The sequence below is a fragment of the Pseudomonas sp. NPDC089752 genome (assembly GCF_044748725.1).
Classification (GTDB): Bacteria; Pseudomonadota; Gammaproteobacteria; order Pseudomonadales; family Pseudomonadaceae; genus Aquipseudomonas.
Window position 1 is genome coordinate 222519 of the sequence record NZ_JBIVGP010000009.1, and the last position, 20616, is coordinate 243134.

20 protein-coding genes are annotated in these 20616 nt (G+C 62.3%); 10 read left to right on the plus strand and 10 right to left on the minus strand.

The window, feature by feature from the left end:
- Positions 1-114: 114 nt before the first annotated feature.
- Positions 115-1404, minus strand: a complete 1290-nt coding sequence (locus ACIPZF_RS17480; RefSeq protein WP_400801569.1) for an MFS transporter — start codon at positions 1402-1404, stop codon at positions 115-117.
- Between the two features lie 360 nt (positions 1405-1764).
- On the opposite strand from ACIPZF_RS17480, the gene ACIPZF_RS17485 reads away from it, so the two are divergent.
- Entirely contained in the window at positions 1765-2163 is a 399-nt protein-coding gene (locus tag ACIPZF_RS17485; protein WP_400801571.1) for an acyl-CoA thioesterase, read from the plus strand.
- A 71-nt stretch (positions 2164-2234) separates the two neighbouring features.
- The gene (locus ACIPZF_RS17490; RefSeq protein ID WP_400801572.1) at positions 2235-3131 is read left to right on the plus strand and encodes a D-hexose-6-phosphate mutarotase; all 897 of its coding nucleotides are present in this window, start codon (positions 2235-2237) and stop codon (positions 3129-3131) included.
- A 129-nt stretch (positions 3132-3260) separates the two neighbouring features.
- On the opposite strand, the gene ACIPZF_RS17495 is transcribed toward ACIPZF_RS17490, so the two are convergent.
- The 5 genes from ACIPZF_RS17495 to ACIPZF_RS17515 form a co-directional block, all read right to left on the minus strand.
- Complete coding sequence (locus tag ACIPZF_RS17495) at positions 3261-3794, minus strand: DUF3299 domain-containing protein (RefSeq protein WP_400801574.1); 534 nt, start codon at positions 3792-3794, stop codon at positions 3261-3263.
- Between the two features lie 48 nt (positions 3795-3842).
- A complete protein-coding gene (locus tag ACIPZF_RS17500; protein WP_010955824.1) occupies positions 3843-4088 on the minus strand; it encodes a GlsB/YeaQ/YmgE family stress response membrane protein in 246 nt (81 codons plus the stop codon).
- A gap of 96 nt (positions 4089-4184) precedes the next feature.
- Positions 4185-5267 carry a 5-(carboxyamino)imidazole ribonucleotide synthase gene (locus ACIPZF_RS17505; RefSeq protein ID WP_400801575.1) on the minus strand — a complete coding sequence of 361 codons (1083 nt, stop codon included), beginning with the start codon at positions 5265-5267 and terminating at the stop codon, positions 4185-4187.
- A 10-nt stretch (positions 5268-5277) separates the two neighbouring features.
- Entirely contained in the window at positions 5278-5769 is a 492-nt protein-coding gene (gene purE / locus ACIPZF_RS17510) for a 5-(carboxyamino)imidazole ribonucleotide mutase (RefSeq protein WP_016489856.1), read from the minus strand.
- A 534-nt stretch (positions 5770-6303) separates the two neighbouring features.
- The gene (locus tag ACIPZF_RS17515; RefSeq protein ID WP_400801578.1) at positions 6304-7221 is read right to left on the minus strand and encodes a LysR substrate-binding domain-containing protein; all 918 of its coding nucleotides are present in this window, start codon (positions 7219-7221) and stop codon (positions 6304-6306) included.
- A 182-nt stretch (positions 7222-7403) separates the two neighbouring features.
- On the opposite strand from ACIPZF_RS17515, the gene aspA reads away from it, so the two are divergent.
- From aspA to ACIPZF_RS17535, 4 genes are all read left to right on the plus strand, one after another.
- Positions 7404-8828, plus strand: coding sequence for an aspartate ammonia-lyase (aspA, locus tag ACIPZF_RS17520; protein WP_400801580.1), 1425 nt, complete (start codon positions 7404-7406; stop codon positions 8826-8828).
- A 225-nt stretch (positions 8829-9053) separates the two neighbouring features.
- On the plus strand, positions 9054-10046 hold the full coding sequence (locus ACIPZF_RS17525; protein WP_400801582.1) for an AraC family transcriptional regulator: 993 nt from the start codon (positions 9054-9056) through the stop codon (positions 10044-10046).
- 219 nt (positions 10047-10265) lie between these two features.
- The gene (locus ACIPZF_RS17530; RefSeq protein ID WP_400801584.1) at positions 10266-11309 is read left to right on the plus strand and encodes a histone deacetylase family protein; all 1044 of its coding nucleotides are present in this window, start codon (positions 10266-10268) and stop codon (positions 11307-11309) included.
- Complete coding sequence (locus ACIPZF_RS17535; protein WP_400801586.1) at positions 11309-12412, plus strand: polyamine ABC transporter substrate-binding protein; 1104 nt, start codon at positions 11309-11311, stop codon at positions 12410-12412. The genes ACIPZF_RS17530 and ACIPZF_RS17535 overlap by 1 nt, the downstream gene beginning before the upstream one ends.
- Before the next feature lie 62 nt (positions 12413-12474).
- Here ACIPZF_RS17535 and ACIPZF_RS17540 read toward each other — a convergent pair whose 3' ends face one another.
- Positions 12475-14013, minus strand: coding sequence for a PLP-dependent aminotransferase family protein (locus ACIPZF_RS17540; RefSeq protein WP_400801587.1), 1539 nt, complete (start codon positions 14011-14013; stop codon positions 12475-12477).
- 90 nt (positions 14014-14103) lie between these two features.
- Between ACIPZF_RS17540 and ACIPZF_RS17545 the strand changes: the two genes are divergently transcribed.
- The 3 genes from ACIPZF_RS17545 to ACIPZF_RS17555 are packed head-to-tail and all read left to right on the plus strand — an operon-like array spanning position 14104 to position 15871.
- Positions 14104-14733 (plus strand): FMN-binding negative transcriptional regulator, encoded by a 630-nt coding sequence (locus ACIPZF_RS17545; RefSeq protein ID WP_400801589.1) that lies wholly within the window; start codon positions 14104-14106, stop codon positions 14731-14733.
- A 12-nt stretch (positions 14734-14745) separates the two neighbouring features.
- Positions 14746-15192: a GNAT family N-acetyltransferase gene (locus tag ACIPZF_RS17550; protein ID WP_400801591.1), complete on the plus strand. Its 447-nt coding sequence runs from the start codon at positions 14746-14748 to the stop codon at positions 15190-15192.
- Between the two features lie 7 nt (positions 15193-15199).
- Positions 15200-15871, plus strand: coding sequence for a GNAT family N-acetyltransferase (locus ACIPZF_RS17555; RefSeq protein ID WP_400801593.1), 672 nt, complete (start codon positions 15200-15202; stop codon positions 15869-15871).
- A 193-nt stretch (positions 15872-16064) separates the two neighbouring features.
- Here the strand turns inward: ACIPZF_RS17555 and oadA are convergent, their stop codons facing one another.
- Positions 16065-17873: a sodium-extruding oxaloacetate decarboxylase subunit alpha gene (oadA, locus tag ACIPZF_RS17560; protein WP_400801594.1), complete on the minus strand. Its 1809-nt coding sequence runs from the start codon at positions 17871-17873 to the stop codon at positions 16065-16067.
- Between the two features lie 11 nt (positions 17874-17884).
- Positions 17885-19300, minus strand: a complete 1416-nt coding sequence (locus ACIPZF_RS17565; RefSeq protein WP_400801595.1) for an acetyl-CoA carboxylase biotin carboxylase subunit — start codon at positions 19298-19300, stop codon at positions 17885-17887.
- A 204-nt stretch (positions 19301-19504) separates the two neighbouring features.
- Between ACIPZF_RS17565 and ACIPZF_RS17570 the strand changes: the two genes are divergently transcribed.
- Positions 19505-20452: a LysR family transcriptional regulator gene (locus ACIPZF_RS17570; RefSeq protein ID WP_400801615.1), complete on the plus strand. Its 948-nt coding sequence runs from the start codon at positions 19505-19507 to the stop codon at positions 20450-20452.
- Here the strand turns inward: ACIPZF_RS17570 and ACIPZF_RS17575 are convergent.
- Entirely contained in the window at positions 20394-20612 is a 219-nt protein-coding gene (locus ACIPZF_RS17575) for a PA3496 family putative envelope integrity protein (RefSeq protein WP_400801596.1), read from the minus strand. The two genes, ACIPZF_RS17570 and ACIPZF_RS17575, sit on opposite strands and share 59 nt — an antisense overlap.
- Positions 20613-20616: the final 4 nt, after the last annotated feature.

Here is a 20616-nt window from a genome sequence, read left to right on the forward strand (position 1 = left end):
TGAACACGATATGACCCCAATGTGACAATTGGATGAAAGGCCATCATTGCCGGAGGCTGCAATACTCTGTGGGAGCGGCTTCAGCCGCGAAGAGGCCAGCACAAGCAACGCAAATCAGCGCTTGTTGACAAGCAAATACAGCCCCACACCGAAACCAACCGCACACAACCCCGCAACGTAATAGGCCGGCGCCATCGGGCTGACCTTGAGCAGCGCAGTCACCACCATCGGCGTCAGCCCCCCGAAGATGGCGTAGGCAACGTTGTAGGAGAACGACAGGCCGCTGAAACGCACCGCCGCCGGAAATGCTTTGACCATCACATAAGGGACTGCACCAATCACACCCACGCACAAGCCAGTAATGGCATACAGCGGGAACAGCAGCTCCGGGTGAGTCGGCAAGCTGTGATAGAAGGTCCAGGAAGACGCCAGCAACAACAGGCTGCCGATCACGAACACCCGACCCGCACCAAAGCGGTCGGCCAAACTGCCAGAGGCAATACAGCCGAGGCTAAGCAGCACGATCGCCAGGCTATTGGCCTTGAGTGAATCGGTCGGGCTTACGTGGTAGAGGCTCTGCAGCAACGCCGGGGTCATCAGGATGACCACGACGATGCCCGCCGAAAGCAGCCAGGTCAGCAGCATCGACAGGATGATCGGCCCGCGATGATCACGCAGCACGGTGGCCAGCGGCAGTTCTTCAGCCAGCGCCTTGCGCTGCTGCATCTCGGCGAACACCGGAGTTTCGTGCAGCCAGCGGCGCAGGTACACCGCGAACAGGCCGAACACACCCCCGAGCAGGAACGGGATACGCCAGGCGTAATCGGCAACTTCCTCCGGGCTGTACACGCTGTTGATCAAGGTCGCCACCAGCGAACCTAGCAGAATGCCCGCTGTGAGGCCGGCGGTCAGCGTGCCGCAGGCGTAGCCGGTATTGCGCGCCGGCACGTGCTCGGAAACGAACACCCAGGCACCCGGAACTTCACCACCAATCGCCGCGCCCTGAATCACGCGCATCAGCAGCAGCAAGACCGGTGCCCACAGGCCAATTAGTGCATAAGTCGGCAGCAAACCCATGATCAGCGTCGGCAGGGCCATCATGAAGATGCTCAGGGTGAACATCTTCTTGCGCCCGAGCAGGTCGCCGAAGTGCGCCATGATGATTCCACCCAGCGGCCGCGCCAGGTAGCCGGCGGCAAAGATGCCGAAGGTCTGCATCAGGCGCAACCACTCGGGCATGTCGGGCGGGAAGAACAGCTTGCCGACCACCGTGGCGAAGAACACGAAGATGATGAAGTCGTAGAACTCCAGTGCTCCGCCCAGGGCGGACAGTGAGAGGGTCTTGTAGTCACTGCGGGTCAGCGGCCGCGAGGGCTGCTCGATACTGCTCGGCACGGAAGTCATCGCTCGTTGTTCTCTTGTAGGTGATGCAGGCCGCTTGGCACGCGGCTTCTGGCTTGCTGGGACAGGCGAAGATAGCAAATTGCCGAGCCGTGCTGAAAGCGATACAAAATCCATACAGATATTCATGAATGTGCGGTCGTCGCTCAGCGTTCGGCTATATATACTGGCCGCTCGTAGGAAAAGGACGCCGCTCGAGTGGGATATTGTGCGAAAACGCCGGTCTTGATGTCAGACGGTTTCGCAGAATTTCCCTACGGCCGTCCAGCGAAACGAAATCGGCGTAGTATGTTTCCAGCTGAATCGTTTACCCGGCCTTTGCGCCACACCAACGAAAGCGTCACGGGTCAGAGGCCCCACCGCATGATTGAGCTCGAACAAGAAGATCCCATCCCGCAAGGCGACCTGGCCTTGCAAATCACTGCGTTGCCCCGCGAAACCAATGGTTTCGGCGACATCTTCGGCGGCTGGCTGGTCGCCCAGATGGACCTGGCCGGCACCGCCATGGCCAGCCGCGTCGCCGGTGGCCGGGTGGCCACGGTGTCCATCGACCGCATGGCCTTCCTGGTGCCGGTGGCCGTGGGCGCGCAGCTGTCGTTCTATACCCACACCGAGGAAGTCGGCCGCAGCTCGATCCGCATGATGGTCGAGGTGTGGAGCGATGACCCGCTGTCCAGCGAATGGCGCAAGGTCACCGAAGCGCTGTTCGTGTTCGTCGCCATCGATGGCAGTGGCCGCACCCGCTCGGTGCCTCGTCGCTGAGCGTTGCGGGCGTTAAACTCATTGCACGTCACCGGGTCGAAGGCCCACAGGCAATCAATGAGATAAGCGCAATGGCTACCTACAAGGTCGAAACCGAGCTACACGGCGAACTCAACTGCTGGCGCATCACCAGCGACCGTGCCGAACTACTGATCGCCCAGCAGGGTGCGCAGATCCTCAGCTACCAGCGTATTGGCGAGCCGCCTCTGCTGTGGCTGAGCGACCAGGCCATCTTCCGCCAGGGCAAGTCGGTGCGCGCGGGTGTGCCGGTGTGTTGGCCGTGGTTCGGCAACTTGCAGCGTAATCCGCCGTCGGTGCAGGCCATGTACAAGGGTGAGCAGGCGCCTGCGCATGGGCTGGCGCGCACGCGCGACTGGCAGTTGCTGGCAGTAGAGGAAAAAGGCGCGGACCTGCATATCGAATTCGTGCTGCCTGAGGCCAACGGCGAGCTGCCGGGCTGGGCACATGATGTGGAACTGAAGCTGCATGTGGTGCTGGGGGATCAACTGACCTTGAGCCTGACCAGTCGCAACATGGGCAACACTCCGGTCACCATCAGCCAAGCCCTGCACAGCTACTTCGCGGTCAGTGATGTGCGCCAGGCGCGGGTCGAGGGTGTCGAGGGGCTGGACTACATCGAGACCTTGGCTGACTGGGAACAGCGCCAGCAGCAGGGTGCGCTGACGTTCACCGGTGAAACCGACCGTATCTATCTGAATACGCCTGCAACGTTGAGCATCGTCGACCCACACTGGAACCGGCGCATCACCTTGACCAGCAGCGGTTCGCGCTCGGCGGTGATCTGGAACCCGTGGACCGACCGGGCCAGGGAACTGGCGGACATGGCCGATGATGGCTGGCAGCGGATGCTGTGCATCGAGACGGCGAATGTCTGGGATGATGTGGTGGAGTTGAAGCCTGGGAAACAGGTTGCGCTGAGCGTGTCAATCAGTAGTGAGCCGCTCTGATCCGGCAGTCTTAGTGAGTTATACGGCCTCTTCGCGGGCAAGCCCGCTCCCACTGGTACTCCACTACCCTAAGGTCCGGTGGGGATCTGTGGGAGCGGGCTTGCCCGCGAAGAGGCAGGTATGGGCACATCAAAGGTCAGCGTCTTCCACCACCCTCACCTGCCCCGCATCCAGCGCATACGCCGCATCGGCCAGGTCATTGCTGACCTTCTCCACTTTCAACGTCCCGCTGACCCACAGCGGCGTGTAGATGTCGTCGATTTTCAACCCTTTCGGATATCGCACCAGCACCAGCTGGTTCGGTGGCGGCGGCGGTACATGGATGCAGGCGCCCGGGTACGGCACCAAGAAAAACAGCGTGCTGTTGCCCTTGGCATCGCTCTCCAACGGCACCGGGTAACCGCCCAGGCGGATGTGCTTGCCGTTCATGGCCGCCACGGTCTTGGTTGAATACATCACCGCCGGCAAGCCCTTGCTCTGCTTCAGGCCACCCTTGTCGGTGAACGTGCCCATCGCCTCCGGCGTGTCGTGGTCGATCTCGGGCATCTGTTCGAGGGCTTTCTGGTCCGACTTGGGCATCAGCTCCAGCCAGTCGGTTTCAGGCAGTTCGGCATGGGCCAGGGTACTGGCCAGGATCAGGGGAATGAGAAAAAAGGCACGCATGGAAATGCTCGGCAACTCGGATGAATTGCCGCGCATTCTAACCAGTATTCAGCGTTTCTTGATGAATCCGTAGATCACCAGCAAGACCACGGCACCGACCAGCGCACCGAAGAAGCCCGCCGCCTGCCCGGCTTGGTAAATCCCCAGTGCCTGGCCGCCATAGGTGGCAAGCAGTGAGCCGGCAATACCCAGCAGGATGGTCATGATCCAGCCCATGCTGTCGTCGCCCGGTTTGATGAAGCGGGCCAGCAGGCCGACGATGAGGCCGATGAAGATGGTTCCAATGATGCCCATGGCAATCCCTCTGCAGTGAAAATGGGACAAGCCAAAGCCTAGACGCGCTTTGGCTTGTTGCCATGTTCAGAGGGCATGGCGCTGATAGAAGTTCGATCAGTTGCTGATCAACGCCTCTACTTCGGCGATCTTGGCCTTGAGGCTGGCCATGTCCTGGCAACGCAGGGTGGCGTGGCCGACCTTGCGCCCGACCTTGAAGGCCTTGCCGTAGTGGTGCAGGTGGCAGTCGTCGATGGCGACCACCTTGTCCACCGCCGGCACTTCACCGATGAAGTTGAGCATGGCGCTCTCGCCGACCTTGGCGGTCGAGCCCAAAGGCAGACCGGCAACGGCACGCAGGTGGTTCTCGAACTGGCTGCACTCGGCGCCTTCGATGGTCCAGTGCCCGGAGTTGTGCACGCGCGGGGCGATTTCGTTGGCCTTGAGGCCACCGTCGACCTCGAAGAATTCGAAGGCCATCACGCCGACGTAGTCCAGCTGCTTGAGCACACGGCCGACGTAATCTTCGGCCAGGCCCTGCAGCGGGTGCGAGGCGCTGGCCACCGACAGCTTCAGGATGCCGCTCTCGTGGGTGTTGTGCACCAGTGGATAGAAGCGCGTTTCGCCATCACGGGCACGCACGGCCACCAGCGACACTTCGCCAGTGAACGGCACGAAACCTTCCAGCAGGCACGGCACGCTGCCCAGCTCGGCAAAGGTGTCCACCACGTCTTCAGGCCTACGCAGCACCTTCTGGCCCTTGCCGTCGTAACCCAGGGTGCGAGTCTTGAGCACGGCCGGCAGGCCGATGCTGGCGACTGCGGCGTCGAGGTCGGCCTGCGAGAGGATGTCGGCGAAGGCCGGGGTCGGGATACCCAGATCGCGGAACATGCTTTTCTCGAACAGGCGGTCGCGGGCGATGCGCAGCGCTTCGGCGCTCGGGTAGACCGGGACGAACTGCGAGAGGAAGGCTACGGTCTCGGCCGGGACGCTTTCGAACTCGAAGGTCACCAGGTCGACTTCGTCGGCCAGCTGGCGCAGGTGGTCCTGGTCACCGTAGTCGGCACGCAGGTGCTCGCCCAAAGGCGCGGCGCAGGCGTCTGGTGCCGGGTCGAGGAAGGCGAAATTCATGCCCAGCGGAGTGCCCGCCAGAGCCAGCATGCGGCCCAGCTGGCCGCCACCGATTACACCGATCTTCATGGGTTCTGCCTCAAGCCTGACGTGGGTCTGGGTTGTCCAGCACGGTGTCGGTCTGCTCGGTGCGGAACTGCTTGAGCGCCGCGTGATACTGCGGGTACTTGGCGCCGAGAATGCTCGCCGACAGCAGCGCGGCGTTGATCGCCCCGGCACGGCCGATGGCCAGGGTGGCAACCGGCACACCGGCTGGCATCTGCACGATCGACAGCAGCGAATCGACACCCGACAGCATCGACGACTGCACCGGCACGCCGAGCACCGGCAGGTGGGTCTTGGCGGCGCACATGCCTGGCAGGTGCGCAGCGCCACCGGCGCCCGCGATGATCACCTCGATGCCACGGCCTTCGGCTTCTTCAGCGTACTGGAACAGCAGATCCGGGGTGCGGTGGGCGGAAACCACCTTCACTTCGTAGGGAATGCCGAGTTTTTCCAGCATATCGGCGGTGTGGCTAAGGGTGGACCAATCGGACTTGGAGCCCATGATCACGCCAACCAGTGCACTCATCGTCGAGCCTCTCCTGCAAGCGCCTTCTGGCGCGCTAAAAGCAACAAGCCACGCAGGTGGACCGGCGTGGCTTGTCATACGGATTCTGAATCGACCAGGTTGGCCGAAGGCGCGGGATTATAGCGTATCGAAGAGCAAACCGCCCAGCCCTGTAGGCACATTGGCGGATCAAAGGCAAGCTGTCTCGCGGGACAAGTTTTTTGGGGCCCCTACGGTGTTCGCTGAGGTGATGCGGCGCTGCGGATATCGAGCGCCGCCCGCGCGGCGCATCGCGGCTAAAGCCGCTCCCACATTTGTTGCAACGTGCCATGGCCTGATAGGCCATAGTTGTCAGCCTTCTTGGCATGCCGCTATTTTTCGGCTGGCGCTACCGCCGCCTCACAAATCTTGAGCCATGCGCCAAGGCGATCACCCTCGCCTCACAGACATAGGCACGTTGCAACAGATGTGGGAGCGGCTTTAGCCGCGATGCGCCGCGCGGGCGGCGCTCGATTTCCGCCCCAACACACATCCCCCGCCAGACGACAGAGGCCCTCAAACAGCCCCCTCCCCCTGCCCCCCTGTCGACTCCAGCTTGCGCCACAGCAACCGCACATTGGCCTTGCGCACCAGCGCACAACGGTACAGGCGGATTTCCAGCGGCACGTGCCACTGGCTGGCGCCACAGATCACCAGTTCGCCACGCTCCAATTCGCCGCGCATCGACAAACGCGGCACCCAGGCGATGCCCATGCCCTCCAGCGCCATGCTCTTGAGACTGTCGGCCATGGCCGTTTCATAGACGGTGGTATAGCGCAGGTTGCGCTGGCGCAGCAGCAGGTTCACCGAACGCCCCAGAAAAGCACCGGCGCTGTAGGCCAGCAGCGGCACGCTGCTATCGCCCTCAAGGTCGAATAACGGCTTGCCGTCGGCATCCACAGCACAGACGGGCAGCATTTCCGTGGTGCCCATGTGCAGCGACGGGAAGATTTCGGCGTCCATCTGCAGCGCGGCGTCAGGATCGTAAAACGCCAGCATCAGATCGCAACCACCCTCACGTAATGCATGCACGGCATCCCCTACGTTAGTCGCAACCAGGCGCGTGGCGATGTTCAAACCGTCGTTGCGCAACTGGGCCACCCAACGTGGGAAAAAGCCCGATGCCAGGGAGTGCGCCGCGGCGATCTGGATGACCTCGCCCTGCCCTCCTTCAAGGTGATGCAAATGGCGCAGAACTTCGCCCAATTGGTCGACAACGGTCCGCGCAGTGACGAGAAACAGCTGGCCGGCTTCGGTCAGCTCGATCGGCGTGCGGGAACGATTCACCAAGGTCAGCCCCAGCGCAGCTTCCAGGCTGCGTATGCGCCGGCTAAAGGCCGGTTGCGTCACGAAACGCCGCTCTGCGGCTTGGGAAAAACTGCGGGTCGAGGCCAGAGCACTGAAGTCTTCCAGCCACTTGCTTTCCAGGTTCACGAAGCATCTCTCCCGGCATGCACCAAAATGGAACACGCTCGAATGTCAATTGGCGTCACAGGAAACACTATGCCGTTTGTGCATAGGTTAGCGTGCAACAGCATTGGCCGCAAAATCGCCTTCAGGCCTAGGATTGGCGCCATTCCGGCAGGTGCCGGGCCCAAATCGAGATGATATCCATCATGTCCTCCGCTGCATCGTTCCGCGTCGAAAAAGATCTGCTTGGTACCCTTGAAGTCCCTGCCGATGCCTACTACGGCATCCAGACCCTGCGCGCTGCCAACAACTTCCACCTCTCCGGTGTTCCGCTGTCGCACTACCCGAAACTGGTAGTCGGCCTGGCGATGGTCAAGCAGGCCGCTGCTGATGCCAACCGTGAGCTGGGGCACTTGAGCGATGCCAAGCACGCCGCGATCAGCGCAGCCTGCGCACGACTGATCAAGGGCGACTACCACGAGCAGTTCGTGGTGGACATGATCCAAGGCGGTGCTGGTACTTCCACCAACATGAACGCCAACGAAGTCATCGCCAACATCGCGCTGGAGGCCATGGGCCACCAGAAGGGTGAGTACCAGTACCTGCACCCGAACAACGATGTGAACATGGCGCAGTCGACCAACGACGCCTACCCGACAGCCATCCGCCTGGGCCTGCTGCTGGGCCACGATGCGCTGCTGGCCAGCCTCGACAGCCTGATCCAGGCCTTCGCGGCCAAAGGCAAAGAGTTCGACCACGTACTGAAGATGGGCCGTACCCAGCTGCAGGACGCCGTGCCGATGACCCTGGGCCAGGAATTCCGCGCCTTCGCCACCACCATGACCGAAGACCTCAACCGTCTGCGCTCGCTGGCCCCGGAACTGCTGACCGAAATCAACCTGGGCGGTACCGCCATCGGTACCGGCATCAACGCCGACCCGGGCTACCAGATGCTGGCCGTACAGCGCCTGGCGACCATTAGCGGCCAACCGCTGGTGCCGGCTGCCGACCTGATCGAAGCTACCTCCGACATGGGCGCCTTCGTGCTGTTCTCCGGCATGCTCAAGCGTACCGCGGTCAAGCTGTCGAAGATCTGCAACGACTTGCGCCTGCTGTCCAGCGGCCCACGCACCGGCATCAACGAGATCAACCTGCCAGCGCGTCAGCCAGGCAGCTCGATCATGCCAGGCAAGGTCAACCCGGTAATCCCGGAAGCCGTCAACCAAGTCGCCTTCGCCATCATGGGCAACGACCTGGCCCTGACCGTCGCCGCCGAAGGTGGTCAGCTGCAGCTGAACGTGATGGAGCCGCTGATCGCCTACAAGATCTTCGACTCGATCCGCCTGCTCCAGCGCGCCATGGACATGCTGCGCGAACACTGCATCGTCGGCATCACCGCCAACGAACAGCGCTGCCGTGAACTGGTCGAGCACTCGATCGGCCTGGTCACCGCCCTGAACCCTTACATCGGCTACGAAAACGCCACCCGTATCGCCCGCGTCGCCCTGGAAACCGGCCGCGGCGTACTGGAACTGGTGCGCGAAGAGAAGCTGCTGGACGAAGCGATGCTCAACGACATCCTGCGTCCGGAGAACATGATCGCTCCACGTCTGGTTCCGCTGAAGGCGTAACCCAGGCCGCTGCAAACAGTCTCACCAGGTCGAGGGACTAGACACCTCTCAACCTTTCAAAGGCCCGAGCGCACGCTCCGGGCCTTTTTTTTTCTGCCGTCAGGGATGTGGCGGCCGGGAAATCGAGCGCCGCTCGCGCGGCGCATCGCGAATGAATTCGCTCCTGCATTTGTCGGCATACAACTTGCTCCATAATGCCTCCCAGCCCCACGGGAATTACCGAGCATGCTGCACAGCCATCTGACCACCCTCAACGCGGTATCGCTGATCCTCAACCTGTTCCAGGAACAAGGCTGCGAGGCTTCGACGCTGCTGGCGGGCAGCGGCATAGGCCCGGCCGACCTGGGCCATAGCGACGCGCGCATCACCACTCAGCAAGAGCTGCAGGTGTGCGCCAATGCCGTGGCCCGGCGCGAGGACATCGGCCTGGAGCTGGGCCAGCGCATGCATGTGTCGTGCTACGGGATGCTCGGTTACGCGTTGCTTTCCAGTGCCACTTTGGGTGACGCCCTGCGCCTGGCGTTGCAGTATCCGGCACTGCTGGGAACCGTTTTCCAGCTGCGCCTGGTCGACGATGGCCAGCGGGTCTGGTTCAGTGCCAACGATTACCGCGATGCCCCGGCGCTGGCCGCGTTCAATGCCGAGTTTTGCCTGGTTTCACTGAAGGTCATCTGCGACGACCTGCTGGGCCGTCCGCTGCCGCTGCTCGGCGCCCGCTTCGAACATGCCCGGCCCAGTTACCATGCGCGCTATACCGGTGCATTCCCCTGCCCGCTCGGCTTCGACGCCGAAGACAACGCCTTCGCCTTCGAACGCCGTTGGCTGGACGCACCGCTGCCGCTGGCCGACCCGATCACCCACAAGGCCATGAGCGAACGCTGCCGGCGCCTGAACCTGGAGTTCACCGGGCGCCAGGCTTGGCTTGGGCGGATTCGCCAGCTGCTGCTGCAACAACTGGATGCCGCGCCGGGCCTGGAAGGCCTGGCGCGGCAGATGAACTGCTCGTCGAGGACCTTGCGCCGACACCTGCAGGCGCTGGGCAGCAGTTATCAACAGCTGCTCGATGAGTTGCGCTTCGAGCGAGCCAAGCAGCTGCTGGCAGATGAGCAGATGCCGATCTATCGGATCGCCGAAACCCTGGGCTTCAGCGAGACGGCCAGCTTCCGGTATGCGTTCCAACGTTGGAGCGGCGTAGCGCCAAGCCATTTCCGCGGCTGACCTTTAGGGCCTCTTCGCGGGACAAGCCCGCTCCCACAGGTACTCCACAGCCCGCAGGTTCAGTGGGTTACCTGTGGGAGCGGGCTTGCCCCGCGAAGAGGCCAGCATTCCGGACACCGACCTTGGCCACATCGATCCCCTTTTGGCCGTTTGCAACGTTCTCCCGCACCGGGCCGCCCGTGAAAATGGGCCTACGCCAGTACCTGACGGAGAACAACAATGCTGACGATCTATTCCGATGATCACCGCCTGCACCACGGCCGCTGCGAGCTGATCGACGGCAAGCTGATGCCCTGCTTCGAAATGCCTTCGCGCGCCGACCATGTGCTCGACCAGGTGAAAAAGCGCAACCTGGGTGATGTCCAAGGCCCGACCGACTTTGGCCGTGCGCCGCTGCAACGCATCCACAGCGCCGATTATCTCGATTTCTTCGAAGGCGCCTGGGCCCGCTGGGCCGCATTGGGCCACGACGGCGACCTGCTGCCCTTCACCTGGCCGGCCCGCACCTTGCGCCAGGTCAAACCGACCGGCCTGCATGGCGAACTGGGTTACTACAGCTTCGATGCCGGTGCACCGATCACGGCCGGCACCTGGCAGGCCGCCTACAGCGCCGCGCAAGTCGCCCTCACCGCCCAAGCGGCCATTCAGCAGGGCGCCCATTCGGCGTTCGCCCTGTGCCGCCCGCCTGGACACCACGCCGCCGCCGAAGTCATGGGCGGTTATTGCTACCTGAACAACGCCGCCATTGCGGCCCAAGCCTTCCTCGACCAGGGCCGTGCCAAAGTGGCCATCCTCGACGTCGACTACCACCACGGCAACGGCACCCAGGACATCTTCTACGCGCGCAACGACGTATTCTTCGCCTCGATCCACGGCGACCCGCAGGCCGAATTCCCGTTCTTCCTCGGTTACGCCGACGAGACCGGTGAAGGCGCAGGTGAAGGCTGCAACATCAACTACCCACTGCCAGCCGGCAGTGACTGGGCCGCCTGGAGCGCAGCCCTGGAAGCTGCCTGCCAACGCATCGCCGACTACGATGCCGACGTGCTGGTGATCTCCCTGGGCGTGGACACCTTCAAGGACGACCCGATCTCCCAGTTCAAGCTGGACAGCCCGGACTACCTGGAAATGGGCCAGCGCATCGCCCAGCTCGGCAAGCCGACCCTGTTCGTGATGGAAGGCGGCTACGCTGTGGAAGAAATCGGTATCAACGCGGTCAATGTGCTGGAAGGCTTCCAGCGCGCCCAGCCAGGAGCCCGGTAATGGTCCGACTCAAGCGTCTGCTCGCCCCGTTCATCGCTGCCACCCTGTTCACCGGTGCGCTTCAGGCCCAGGCCGAACAGCGCACCCTGCGTGTGTACAACTGGTTCGACTACATCACCCCGCAGACCTTGACCGATTTCCAGAAGGACAGCGGCGTCAAGCTGGTCTACGACATCTTCGACACCAACGAAGCGCTGGAGGCCAAGCTTTTGACCGGCAACTCCGGCTATGACGTGGTGGTGCCGTCCAACGTGTTCCTCGCCAAGCAGATCGAGGCGGGCGTGTTCCAGCCGCTGGACCGCAGCAAGCTGCCGAACTGGCAACACCTGGACCCGGCGCTGATGAAGCTGATCGAGGCCAACGACCCGGGCAACAAGTTCGCCGTGCCCTACATGTACGGCACCGTGCTGATCGGCTTCAACCCGGCCAAGGTCAAGGCGGTGCTCGGCGACCAGGCGCCGGTAGACAGCTGGGACCTGATCTTCAAGGAAGAGAACATCGCCAAGCTCAAGCAATGCGGCGTGGCGTTGCTCGATTCGCCTTCGGAGATCCTGCCGCTGGCCCTGAAGCATCTGGGACTGGACCCCAACAGCGGCAAGCCTGAGGACTACAAGAAAGCCGAGGCGCTGCTGCTGAAGATCCGCCCGCACATCACCTACTTCCATTCCTCGAAGTACATGGCCGATATCGCCAACGGCGACATCTGTGTGGCCGTCGGGTATTCCGGCAGCTTCTCCCAGGCCGCCAACCGCGCACGGGAGGCCAAGAATGGCGTGGTGGTAGACATGCGCCTGCCCAAGGAAGGCGCGCCGATCTGGTTCGACATGCTGTCCATTCCGAAGGGGGCAGCCAACCCGGAGGATGCGCACGCGTTCATCAATTACCTGTTGCGACCGGAGGTGATTGCGCCGATCAGCGACTTTGTCGGTTACCCGAACCCTAACAAGGATGCGACCGAGAAAGTCAGCCCGGCGATTCGCAACAACCCCAACCTGTATCCTACGGCGGAGGCAATGGCCAAGCTGTATACGCTCAAGCCGTTGTCACGGGATGCGGAGCGGGCGCGGACACGGGCCTGGACCAGGATCAAGTCCGGGACCTGAGTCGCCCTCATCGCGGCTAAAGCCGCTCCCACCGGTAATGCAGCACTCCAGTGGGAGCGGCTTTAGCCGCGAAAAGGCCGCCAAGCCTTGCGCAAGCGCATCAACGCCTCGGCAATCTCCCCTTCCGGCACCGCCGCAAACCCCAGTACCAGCCCCGCACGTTTATCCACAGGCACCTCGCTGTCCTCCAGCCAATAACTGCTCAGCGGATTGACCTCCACCCCCATTGCTTCTGCTTTGGCCACCAGCTCCTGCTCACGCGCAAAGTTATCCACATCCACCTTCACGTGCAGCCCGGCAGACACCTCCGGCATCGCACCAAGCCCCGGAACATCCACAGGCCACCCGGCTTTCAATACATTGCGCCGGCTCAACGCTGCCTTGCGCATCCGCCGAATATGCCGCTGGAAATGCCCCTGTGCCATGAACTCGGCCATCACGCATTGGGTTCCGACTTCGGAATGCCGCATCGCCAGCGCCCTGCCCTGGCTGAATGCCTGTACCAATCGCTGAGGCAGCACCAGATAGCCAAGGCGTAAGGCGGGAAACGCAATCTTGCCGAAGGTGCCGACGTACAACACCCGCCCTTGGCGGTCCAACGCCGCCAACGGGGCCAATGGTGCGCCGCTGTAGCGGTACTCGCCGTCATAGTCGTCCTCGATGATCCAGCCATCGCGGCGCTCGGCCCAGGCCAGTAGCGCCAGGCGCCGGGCCAGGCTCATGGTCACACCCGTGGGATACTGGTGGGCGGGGGTGACGTAAGCCAGGCGGCAATCCTGCAGCAGCTCCAGCCGCGTGCAGTCCAAGCCCTCCTCATCCACAGGTATGCCCGTCACCTTGCCACCGGCGACGGCAAAAGTATGGCCGGCGGCTCGATAGCCAGGGTTTTCCACAGCCACCCCGTCGCCCGACTGCAGCAGCAGCTGTGCACAAAGGCTTATGGCTTGCTGCGCACCACTGGTGATCACTATTTGTTCAGTGGTACAGGAAAGACCACGAGAACTGCGCAGGTAGGCCGCTATTAACTCGCGCAACGCGCGCTCGCCTGCAGGGTCGCCGTAACCCAGCTGCGCAGCATCCGGGTTACGCCAGAAACCCGCATGAAGCTTGGCCCACACGTCGAACGGGAACAGGTCGAAGGCCGGAATGCCGACGCGAAAAGCACGCGGTGCGCCGGTTCTTGGTAGCGGCAGATGGTTACTTTTCAGACGCTCCAGAGGCTCACTGGACAACGTGTTGCTGGATAAATCCTCAGTATTTTCTGAAGAAAATGTGGATAACCCTGTTGATAAACCCAGGGATAACCCTGTGGATGATTGTGTGGATAGTTTATCCAGGCGACTCACATATGTTCCGTCGCCTACTCGGCTTTCAATGTAACCCTCTGCATACAGCTGATCGTAGGCCCGCACCACGCTGTTGCGCGAAAGCGCCAGCATGGCCGCCAGGTCGCGGGTGGCCGGCAGCCGTGTGCCACTGCTTAAGCGCCCGTCCAGCACACGTGCACGCAGGGCCTGATAGAGCTGCTGACTAAGCCCGCGGCGGCGGTCGAGGATCAGGCCGGCGGGGTCGAAGGGCAGCACCAGGGGACGTTCGCTCATGCTATTGGACCTATCAAAACAGTCATGAATGGATCTTACATAGAACCAATAGCCTGCCTAGGATGGAGCCATCCGACAAGGAACCTACGCATGTACAACAGCAAACCCCATCAAGAACACGACCGCGAGCGTTTGCATCAGCACATGCTGGATACCCGCTTGGCCGTGCTTGTCAGCCAGGGCGAGCAAGGTTTGCTGGCCACTCACTTGCCTGTACTGGTCGATACCAATGAAGGCGAGTTCGGCACCGTCTACGCGCACCTGGCGCGCGCCAATCGCCAATGGCAGGACCTGGAGAATGGCGGCGAAGCACTGCTGGTGTTCCCCGGGGCCGATGCTTATGTCAGCCCCAGCTACTACCCGAGCAAAGCCGAAAACCCCAAGGTAGTGCCGACCTGGAACTACCTGGCCGTACATGCCTATGGCCCGGTCGAAGTGATCCACGAGGCGGCTCCCCTGCTGAACATCGTCAGCCGCCTGACCGAACGCCACGAACACGGTCGCGATGCGCCTTGGAAGGTGGCCGACGCACCCAGCGATTACATCGACGGCATGCTCCGCGCCATCGTCGGCATCCGCCTGCCCATCACCCGCCTGCAGGGCGCGCGCAAGCTCAGCCAGAACCGTTCGGCACAAGACATTGCCGGCGTGCGGGAGGGCCTGAGCGCCAGCACCGATCATCTGGACAACCAACTCGCGGCGCAGATGCGCCAGCACTGAAGGAAAAGCCCCATGCCCAGCGTTACCCTGCGCCCCGTCAGCGCCCAAGACCACGCCGCCTGGCTCGAACTGTGGCAGGCCTACCTGCGTTTCTACCAGACCGAACTGGCCGAAGAAATCAGCCTGAATACCTGGCAACGCCTGCTCGACCCCAATGAACCGACCCACTCGACCCTCGCCTGGGTCGATGGCAAGGCGGTGGGCATGGTCAACTTCATCTACCATCGTTCCAACTGGAGCATCGAGAATTCCTGTTACCTGCAGGACCTTTACGTGGACAGCGCACAGCGCGGGCTGGGCATCGGCCGCCAGCTGATCGAACACGTCTATGCCACGGCCAAAGCTGCCGGCTGCATCAAGGTGCACTGGCTGACCCACGAAACCAACGCCACCGCCATCAGCCTGTACGAGCAGGTTGCCGAGCGGCCGGGCTTCATCCAATTTCGTAAAGGACTGTAGGCCGATCATGACTGACGCCTTGAACTGGAAACCTGCCGCAGCGCCGCAAGCCGAGCCCATCGATGGCCGCTTCATTCGCCTGGAGAAGCTCGACCCGGCACGCCATGCGGATGATCTTTGGGCAGCATTGCAGGGCCCGGACTCCGATCCTGTGTTGTGGGATTACCTGCCCTACGGCCCCTTCACCGAGCGCGCTGCCTTCGACCGCTGGCTGGAAGGCAATGCCGCTGGCCGCGACCCGCTGTATTACACCGTCATCGACCGCGCGAACGGCCAGGCGCAAGGAGTTCTGACGCTCATGTCGATCGTGCCGGAGCACGGCCGCATCGAAATCGGCCACATCGCCTTCGGCGCCCCCATGCAGCGCACGCCCAAGAGCACCGAGGCGGTGTACCTGCTGGCCAAGCTTGGTTTCGAGCTGGGCAACCGGCGCCTGGAATGGAAGTGCAACAACGCCAATGCCCGCTCCAAGCGCGCGGCTGAGCGGTTCGGCTTCCAGTTCGAAGGCGTGTTCCGCAAGCACCTGGTGGTCAAGGACCACAACCGCGATACGGCGTGGTATTCGATTACCGATGATGAATGGCCACAGGTGGCGGCGGGGTTCGAGCGGTGGTTGAGCGAGGAGAATCAAGGGGCAGATGGGCAGGTGCGGACACTTGAGGTATGCCGCAACAGTTGAATGTTGCGTTGGCTTTACCGGCCTCTTCGCGGGCGGTCCGACGTCTCGGCAAGCCCGCTCCCACAGGTACACCACTGTCTGTGATGTCCCTGTGGGAGCGGGCTTGCCCCGCGAAGGGGCCGGCAAATCCAGCACAAAAAAAAGGGGAGCATCCGCTCCCCAGAGGTTAACCGCTTGTAGATGAAGGCGTCTGTCAGCCTTCGATCTCGATCAGGATCTCACCCGGCGTCACGCGATCGCCCTTGGCCACGTGAATGGCCACGACCTTGCCGGCGATGGCCGCTTGAACTTCGGTTTCCATCTTCATCGCTTCGGTGATCAGCACGGCCTGGCCGGCCTTGACCACGTCGCCTTCCTTGACCAGCACATCGACGATGTTGCCTGGCATGGTGGTGCTGACGTGGCCCGGGGCGCTGGCCTGCTTGCGCTTGCTGCTGCCGCCACCGACGAACTCGTTGAGAGGCTCGAACACCACTTCTTCCGGCATGCCGTCGATCGACAGGTAGAAGTGACGCTTGCCTTCGGCCTTGACGCCCACGCCGGTGATGTCGACGCGGTAGGTCTCGCCGTGCACGTCGATGACGAACTCGGTCGGTACGCCTTCACCACCAGGGGCGGCGACTGCGCCGGCTTCCGGAATCGGCAGCAGGGCTTCAGGGGTCAAGGTGCCGGCTTCGCGTTCTTCGAGGAACTTGCGGCCAATGTCCGGGAACATGGCGAAGGTCAACACGTCCTCTTCACTGCGCGCCAGCGCGCCGATGTCGGCACGCAGCTTGGCCATTTCTGGCTTGAGCAGGTCGGCCGGGCGCACGTCGATCACCTCTTCGCTGCCGATGGCCTGGCGGCGCAGTTGCTCGTTGACCACACCCGGGGCTTTGCCGTAACCGCCTTGCAGGTACAGCTTCACCTCGTTGGTGATGGTCTTGTAGCGCTCGCCGGCCAGCACGTTGAAGAACGCCTGGGTGCCAACGATCTGCGAGGTCGGGGTTACCAGCGGCGGGAAGCCGAGGTCTTCACGTACCCGCGGGATCTCTGCCAGCACTTCGTTCATGCGGTTGAGCGCGCCCTGCTCCTTGAGCTGGTTGGCCAGGTTGGAAATCATCCCGCCCGGCACCTGGTTGACCTGCACGCGGGTATCCACGGCGGTGAACTCGCTCTCGAACTGGTGGTACTTCTTGCGCACGGCATAGAAGTACAGGCCGATTTCCTGCAGCAGCTCCAGGTCCAGACCGGTGTCGAACTCACTGCCCTTGAGCGCGGCGACCATCGACTCGGTGCCGGGGTGGCTGGTGCCCCAGGCGAAGCTGGAGATGGCGGTATCGATGTGATCGACACCGTTTTCCACAGCCTTGAGCTGGCACATCGCGGCCAGGCCAGCAGTGTCGTGGGAGTGGATAAACACCGGCAGCGACTGCTCGGCCTTCAGCGCCTTGACCAGCTCGCCGGTGGCGAACGGGGTCAGCAGGCCGGCCATGTCCTTGATTGCCACCGAGTCGCAACCCATGGCCTCCATCTGCTTGGCCTGCTGCACGAAGGCCTCGACGGTGTGCACGGGGCTGACGGTGTAGGCGATGGTGCCTTGGGCGTGCTTGCCGGCAGCCTTCACCGCTTCGATGGCCACGCGCAGGTTACGCACGTCGTTCATGGCATCGAAGATACGGAACACATCGATGCCGTTGACCGCAGCCTTGGCCACGAACGCCTTGACCACGTCGTCGCTGTAGTGGCGGTAGCCGAGCAGGTTCTGGCCGCGCAGGAGCATCTGCAGGCGGGTGTTGGGCAAGGCGTTGCGCAGTTTGCGCAGGCGCTCCCACGGGTCTTCCTTGAGGAAGCGCACGCAGGCGTCAAAGGTGGCGCCGCCCCAGACTTCCAGCGACCAGTAGCCGACCTTGTCGAGCTTGTCGCAGATCGGCAGCATGTCTTCGGTGCGCATGCGGGTGGCCAGCAGGGACTGGTGAGCGTCGCGCAGGATCGTGTCGGTAACAAAGATTTTCTTGGACATTATTAGATTCCTCACAGGCCTGCGTGGGCGGCGATGGCGGCGGCGATGGCCAGGGCCAGCTCTTCGGGTTTGCGCTTGATCGAGTAGTTGGTCAGTTCAGGGTGGCTTTCGACGAAGCTGGTGTTGAACTGGCCGCTACGGAATTCCGGGTTGCGCAGGATTTCCTGGTAATACGCGGCGGTGGTCTTCACCCCTTGCACGCGCATGTCGTCCAGAGCCCGCAGGCCGCGGTCCATCGCTTCTTCCCAGGTCAATGCCCAGACCACAAGCTTCAGGCACATGGAGTCGTAGAACGGCGGAATGGTGTAGCCGGTGTAGATCGCCGTGTCGGTGCGTACGCCCGGGCCGCCGGGGGCGTAGTAACGGGTGATCTTGCCGAAACTTGGCAGGAAGTTGTTCTTCGGGTCTTCGGCGTTGATGCGGAACTGCAACGCGTAGCCGCGGTGCTGAATGTCTTCCTGCTTGACCGACAGCGGCAGGCCCGAGGCAATGCGAATCTGCTCGCGGACCACGTCGATACCGGTGATTTCCTCGGTGATGGTGTGTTCCACCTGCACCCGGGTGTTCATCTCCATGAAGTACACCTCGCCATCGGCGAGCAGGAACTCCACGGTACCGGCATTCTCGTAGTTCACCGCCTTGGCCGCACGCACCGCCAGGTCGCCGATGTAGGCGCGCTGCTCCGGGGTGAGCTGCGGGCTCGGAGCAATCTCGATGAGCTTCTGGTTGCGGCGCTGGATCGAGCAGTCGCGCTCGAACAAGTGCACCACGTTACCGAAGCTGTCACCGAGGATCTGCGCTTCGATGTGCTTGGGATTGACGATGCACTTTTCCAGGAACACTTCCGCCGAACCGAACGCCTTGGTCGCCTCGGAAATCACTCGGGGGAAGTTCTGTTCCAACTCTTCACGGCTGTTGCAACGGCGAATACCACGGCCGCCACCGCCCGAGGTGGCCTTGAGCATCACCGGGTAACCGATGCGCTCGCCTTCGCTCAGGGCTTCGTGGATATCGGCGACGTTGCCTTCGGTGCCTGGCGTCACCGGCACACCGGCCTTGATCATGGTGCGGCGCGCTTCGGTCTTGTCGCCCATGCGGCGAATCACCTCGGCGGCCGGGCCGATGAACTTGATCCCGCGCTCGGCGCAGATTTCTGCCAGTTCAGGGTTTTCCGACAGGAAACCGTAGCCCGGGTGCAGGGCGTCACAGCCGGTTTCCACAGCAAGGTTGACCAGCTTGCGCGGGTTCAGATAACCGGCCAGCGGCTCGGCACCAATGCTGTAGGCCTCGTCAGCGCGCTTGACATGCAAGGCGTGACGGTCGGCGTCGGAATAGATCGCGACAGAGCGAATGCCCATTTCGGCGCAGGCACGCACGATGCGAACTGCGATTTCACCCCGGTTGGCGATCAGGATTTTTTTTATCACTGGAGTCTTCCCAAAGCCGTAGGAACAGTCGAGCCGGTTGTACCGGTCGGCGCGTGACCAGACGTCGCTGGCCAGTCGCATATTCACCCTAGCGCTGTAGGTCGATAAACAAAAATCAATATTTGTTAGGGGCTGTATTAGCAAAAGCTTATAGTTCGGTAACAAGGTTTTGCTGGAGCCTGGAGAAAAATGCGTAAGTCCTTGATGCGTATGACTTTGCGTCAACTGCAGATCTTTAACGAGGTGTGTGATTTACGCTCGTACAGCCGTGCCGCGGAGGAGATGGCACTGACGCAACCCGCCGTTAGTCTACAGATCCGCCAACTCGAAGAGCTGGTCGGGCAGCCGCTGTTCGAGTACGTCGGCAAGAAGCTCTACCTGACCGAGGCCGCCGAAGCGTTGCAGCGCGCCAGCCGAGACATCTTCGGCCGCCTGGAAAGCCTCGACATGCAGCTGTCGGACATGCAGGGCTCACTGCAAGGGCAGTTGAAACTGGCGATCGAATCCAGTGCCAAGTACTTCGTGCCACACCTGTTCGCCGCCTTCAAGCAACGTCACCCGGAGGTCAACCTGACCCTTACGGTGGTCAATCGCGCCCAGGCGATCCGGCGTCTTTCCGACAACCGCGACGACCTGATCATCATGTCCATGGTGCCGCAGGACATGGGCCTTGAGTTTCTGCCGTTTCTCAACAACCCGATCATTGCCGTGGCGCCGCCTGAGCATCCGCTGTGCAAGCTGGAGCAGCTGCGCCTGCAGGACCTCGAGCCTCATACCTTGCTGGTCCGCGAACAGGGCTCGGGAACGCGCAAGGCTTGCGAGGAGTACTTCAAGGACAAGCGCGTGCACTTCACCCAAACGCTGGAAGTAGCCTCCGCCGATGCCCAGCGCGAGTGCGTGATCGCCGGCCTGGGCATCGCCCTGCTGACTCGCCATGCGGTCAACATGGAGCTGGCCGCAGGAGTGCTCCGGGAGCTGCCAGTGGAAGAACTGCCCTTGTACCGCAGCTGGTGCGTGGTGCAGTCCAAGGCCAAGCGGCAGTCACCGGTGGCCCTGGCCTTCCTGGCGTTCATCCGCAGCGAACGTGCGCTGATCAGCGGGCTTGTTGAGCGGTTTTCGGGGAAATTGCCGCCGAAGCCTGCCATACCGTGAGGTCTTGCAGTTCAGGATAATCCGACAGATCGCGAAGCAGCTGCCGTTGATCGCAATAGCTTTCTATCGCACGGCGATACTCCATGCGGCGCTGATCCTTTTCCTGCTGTTTACGGGCTTTGGCGTTTGGTTGGTACGAGCCATCGAAATCACGAGCCATGTCT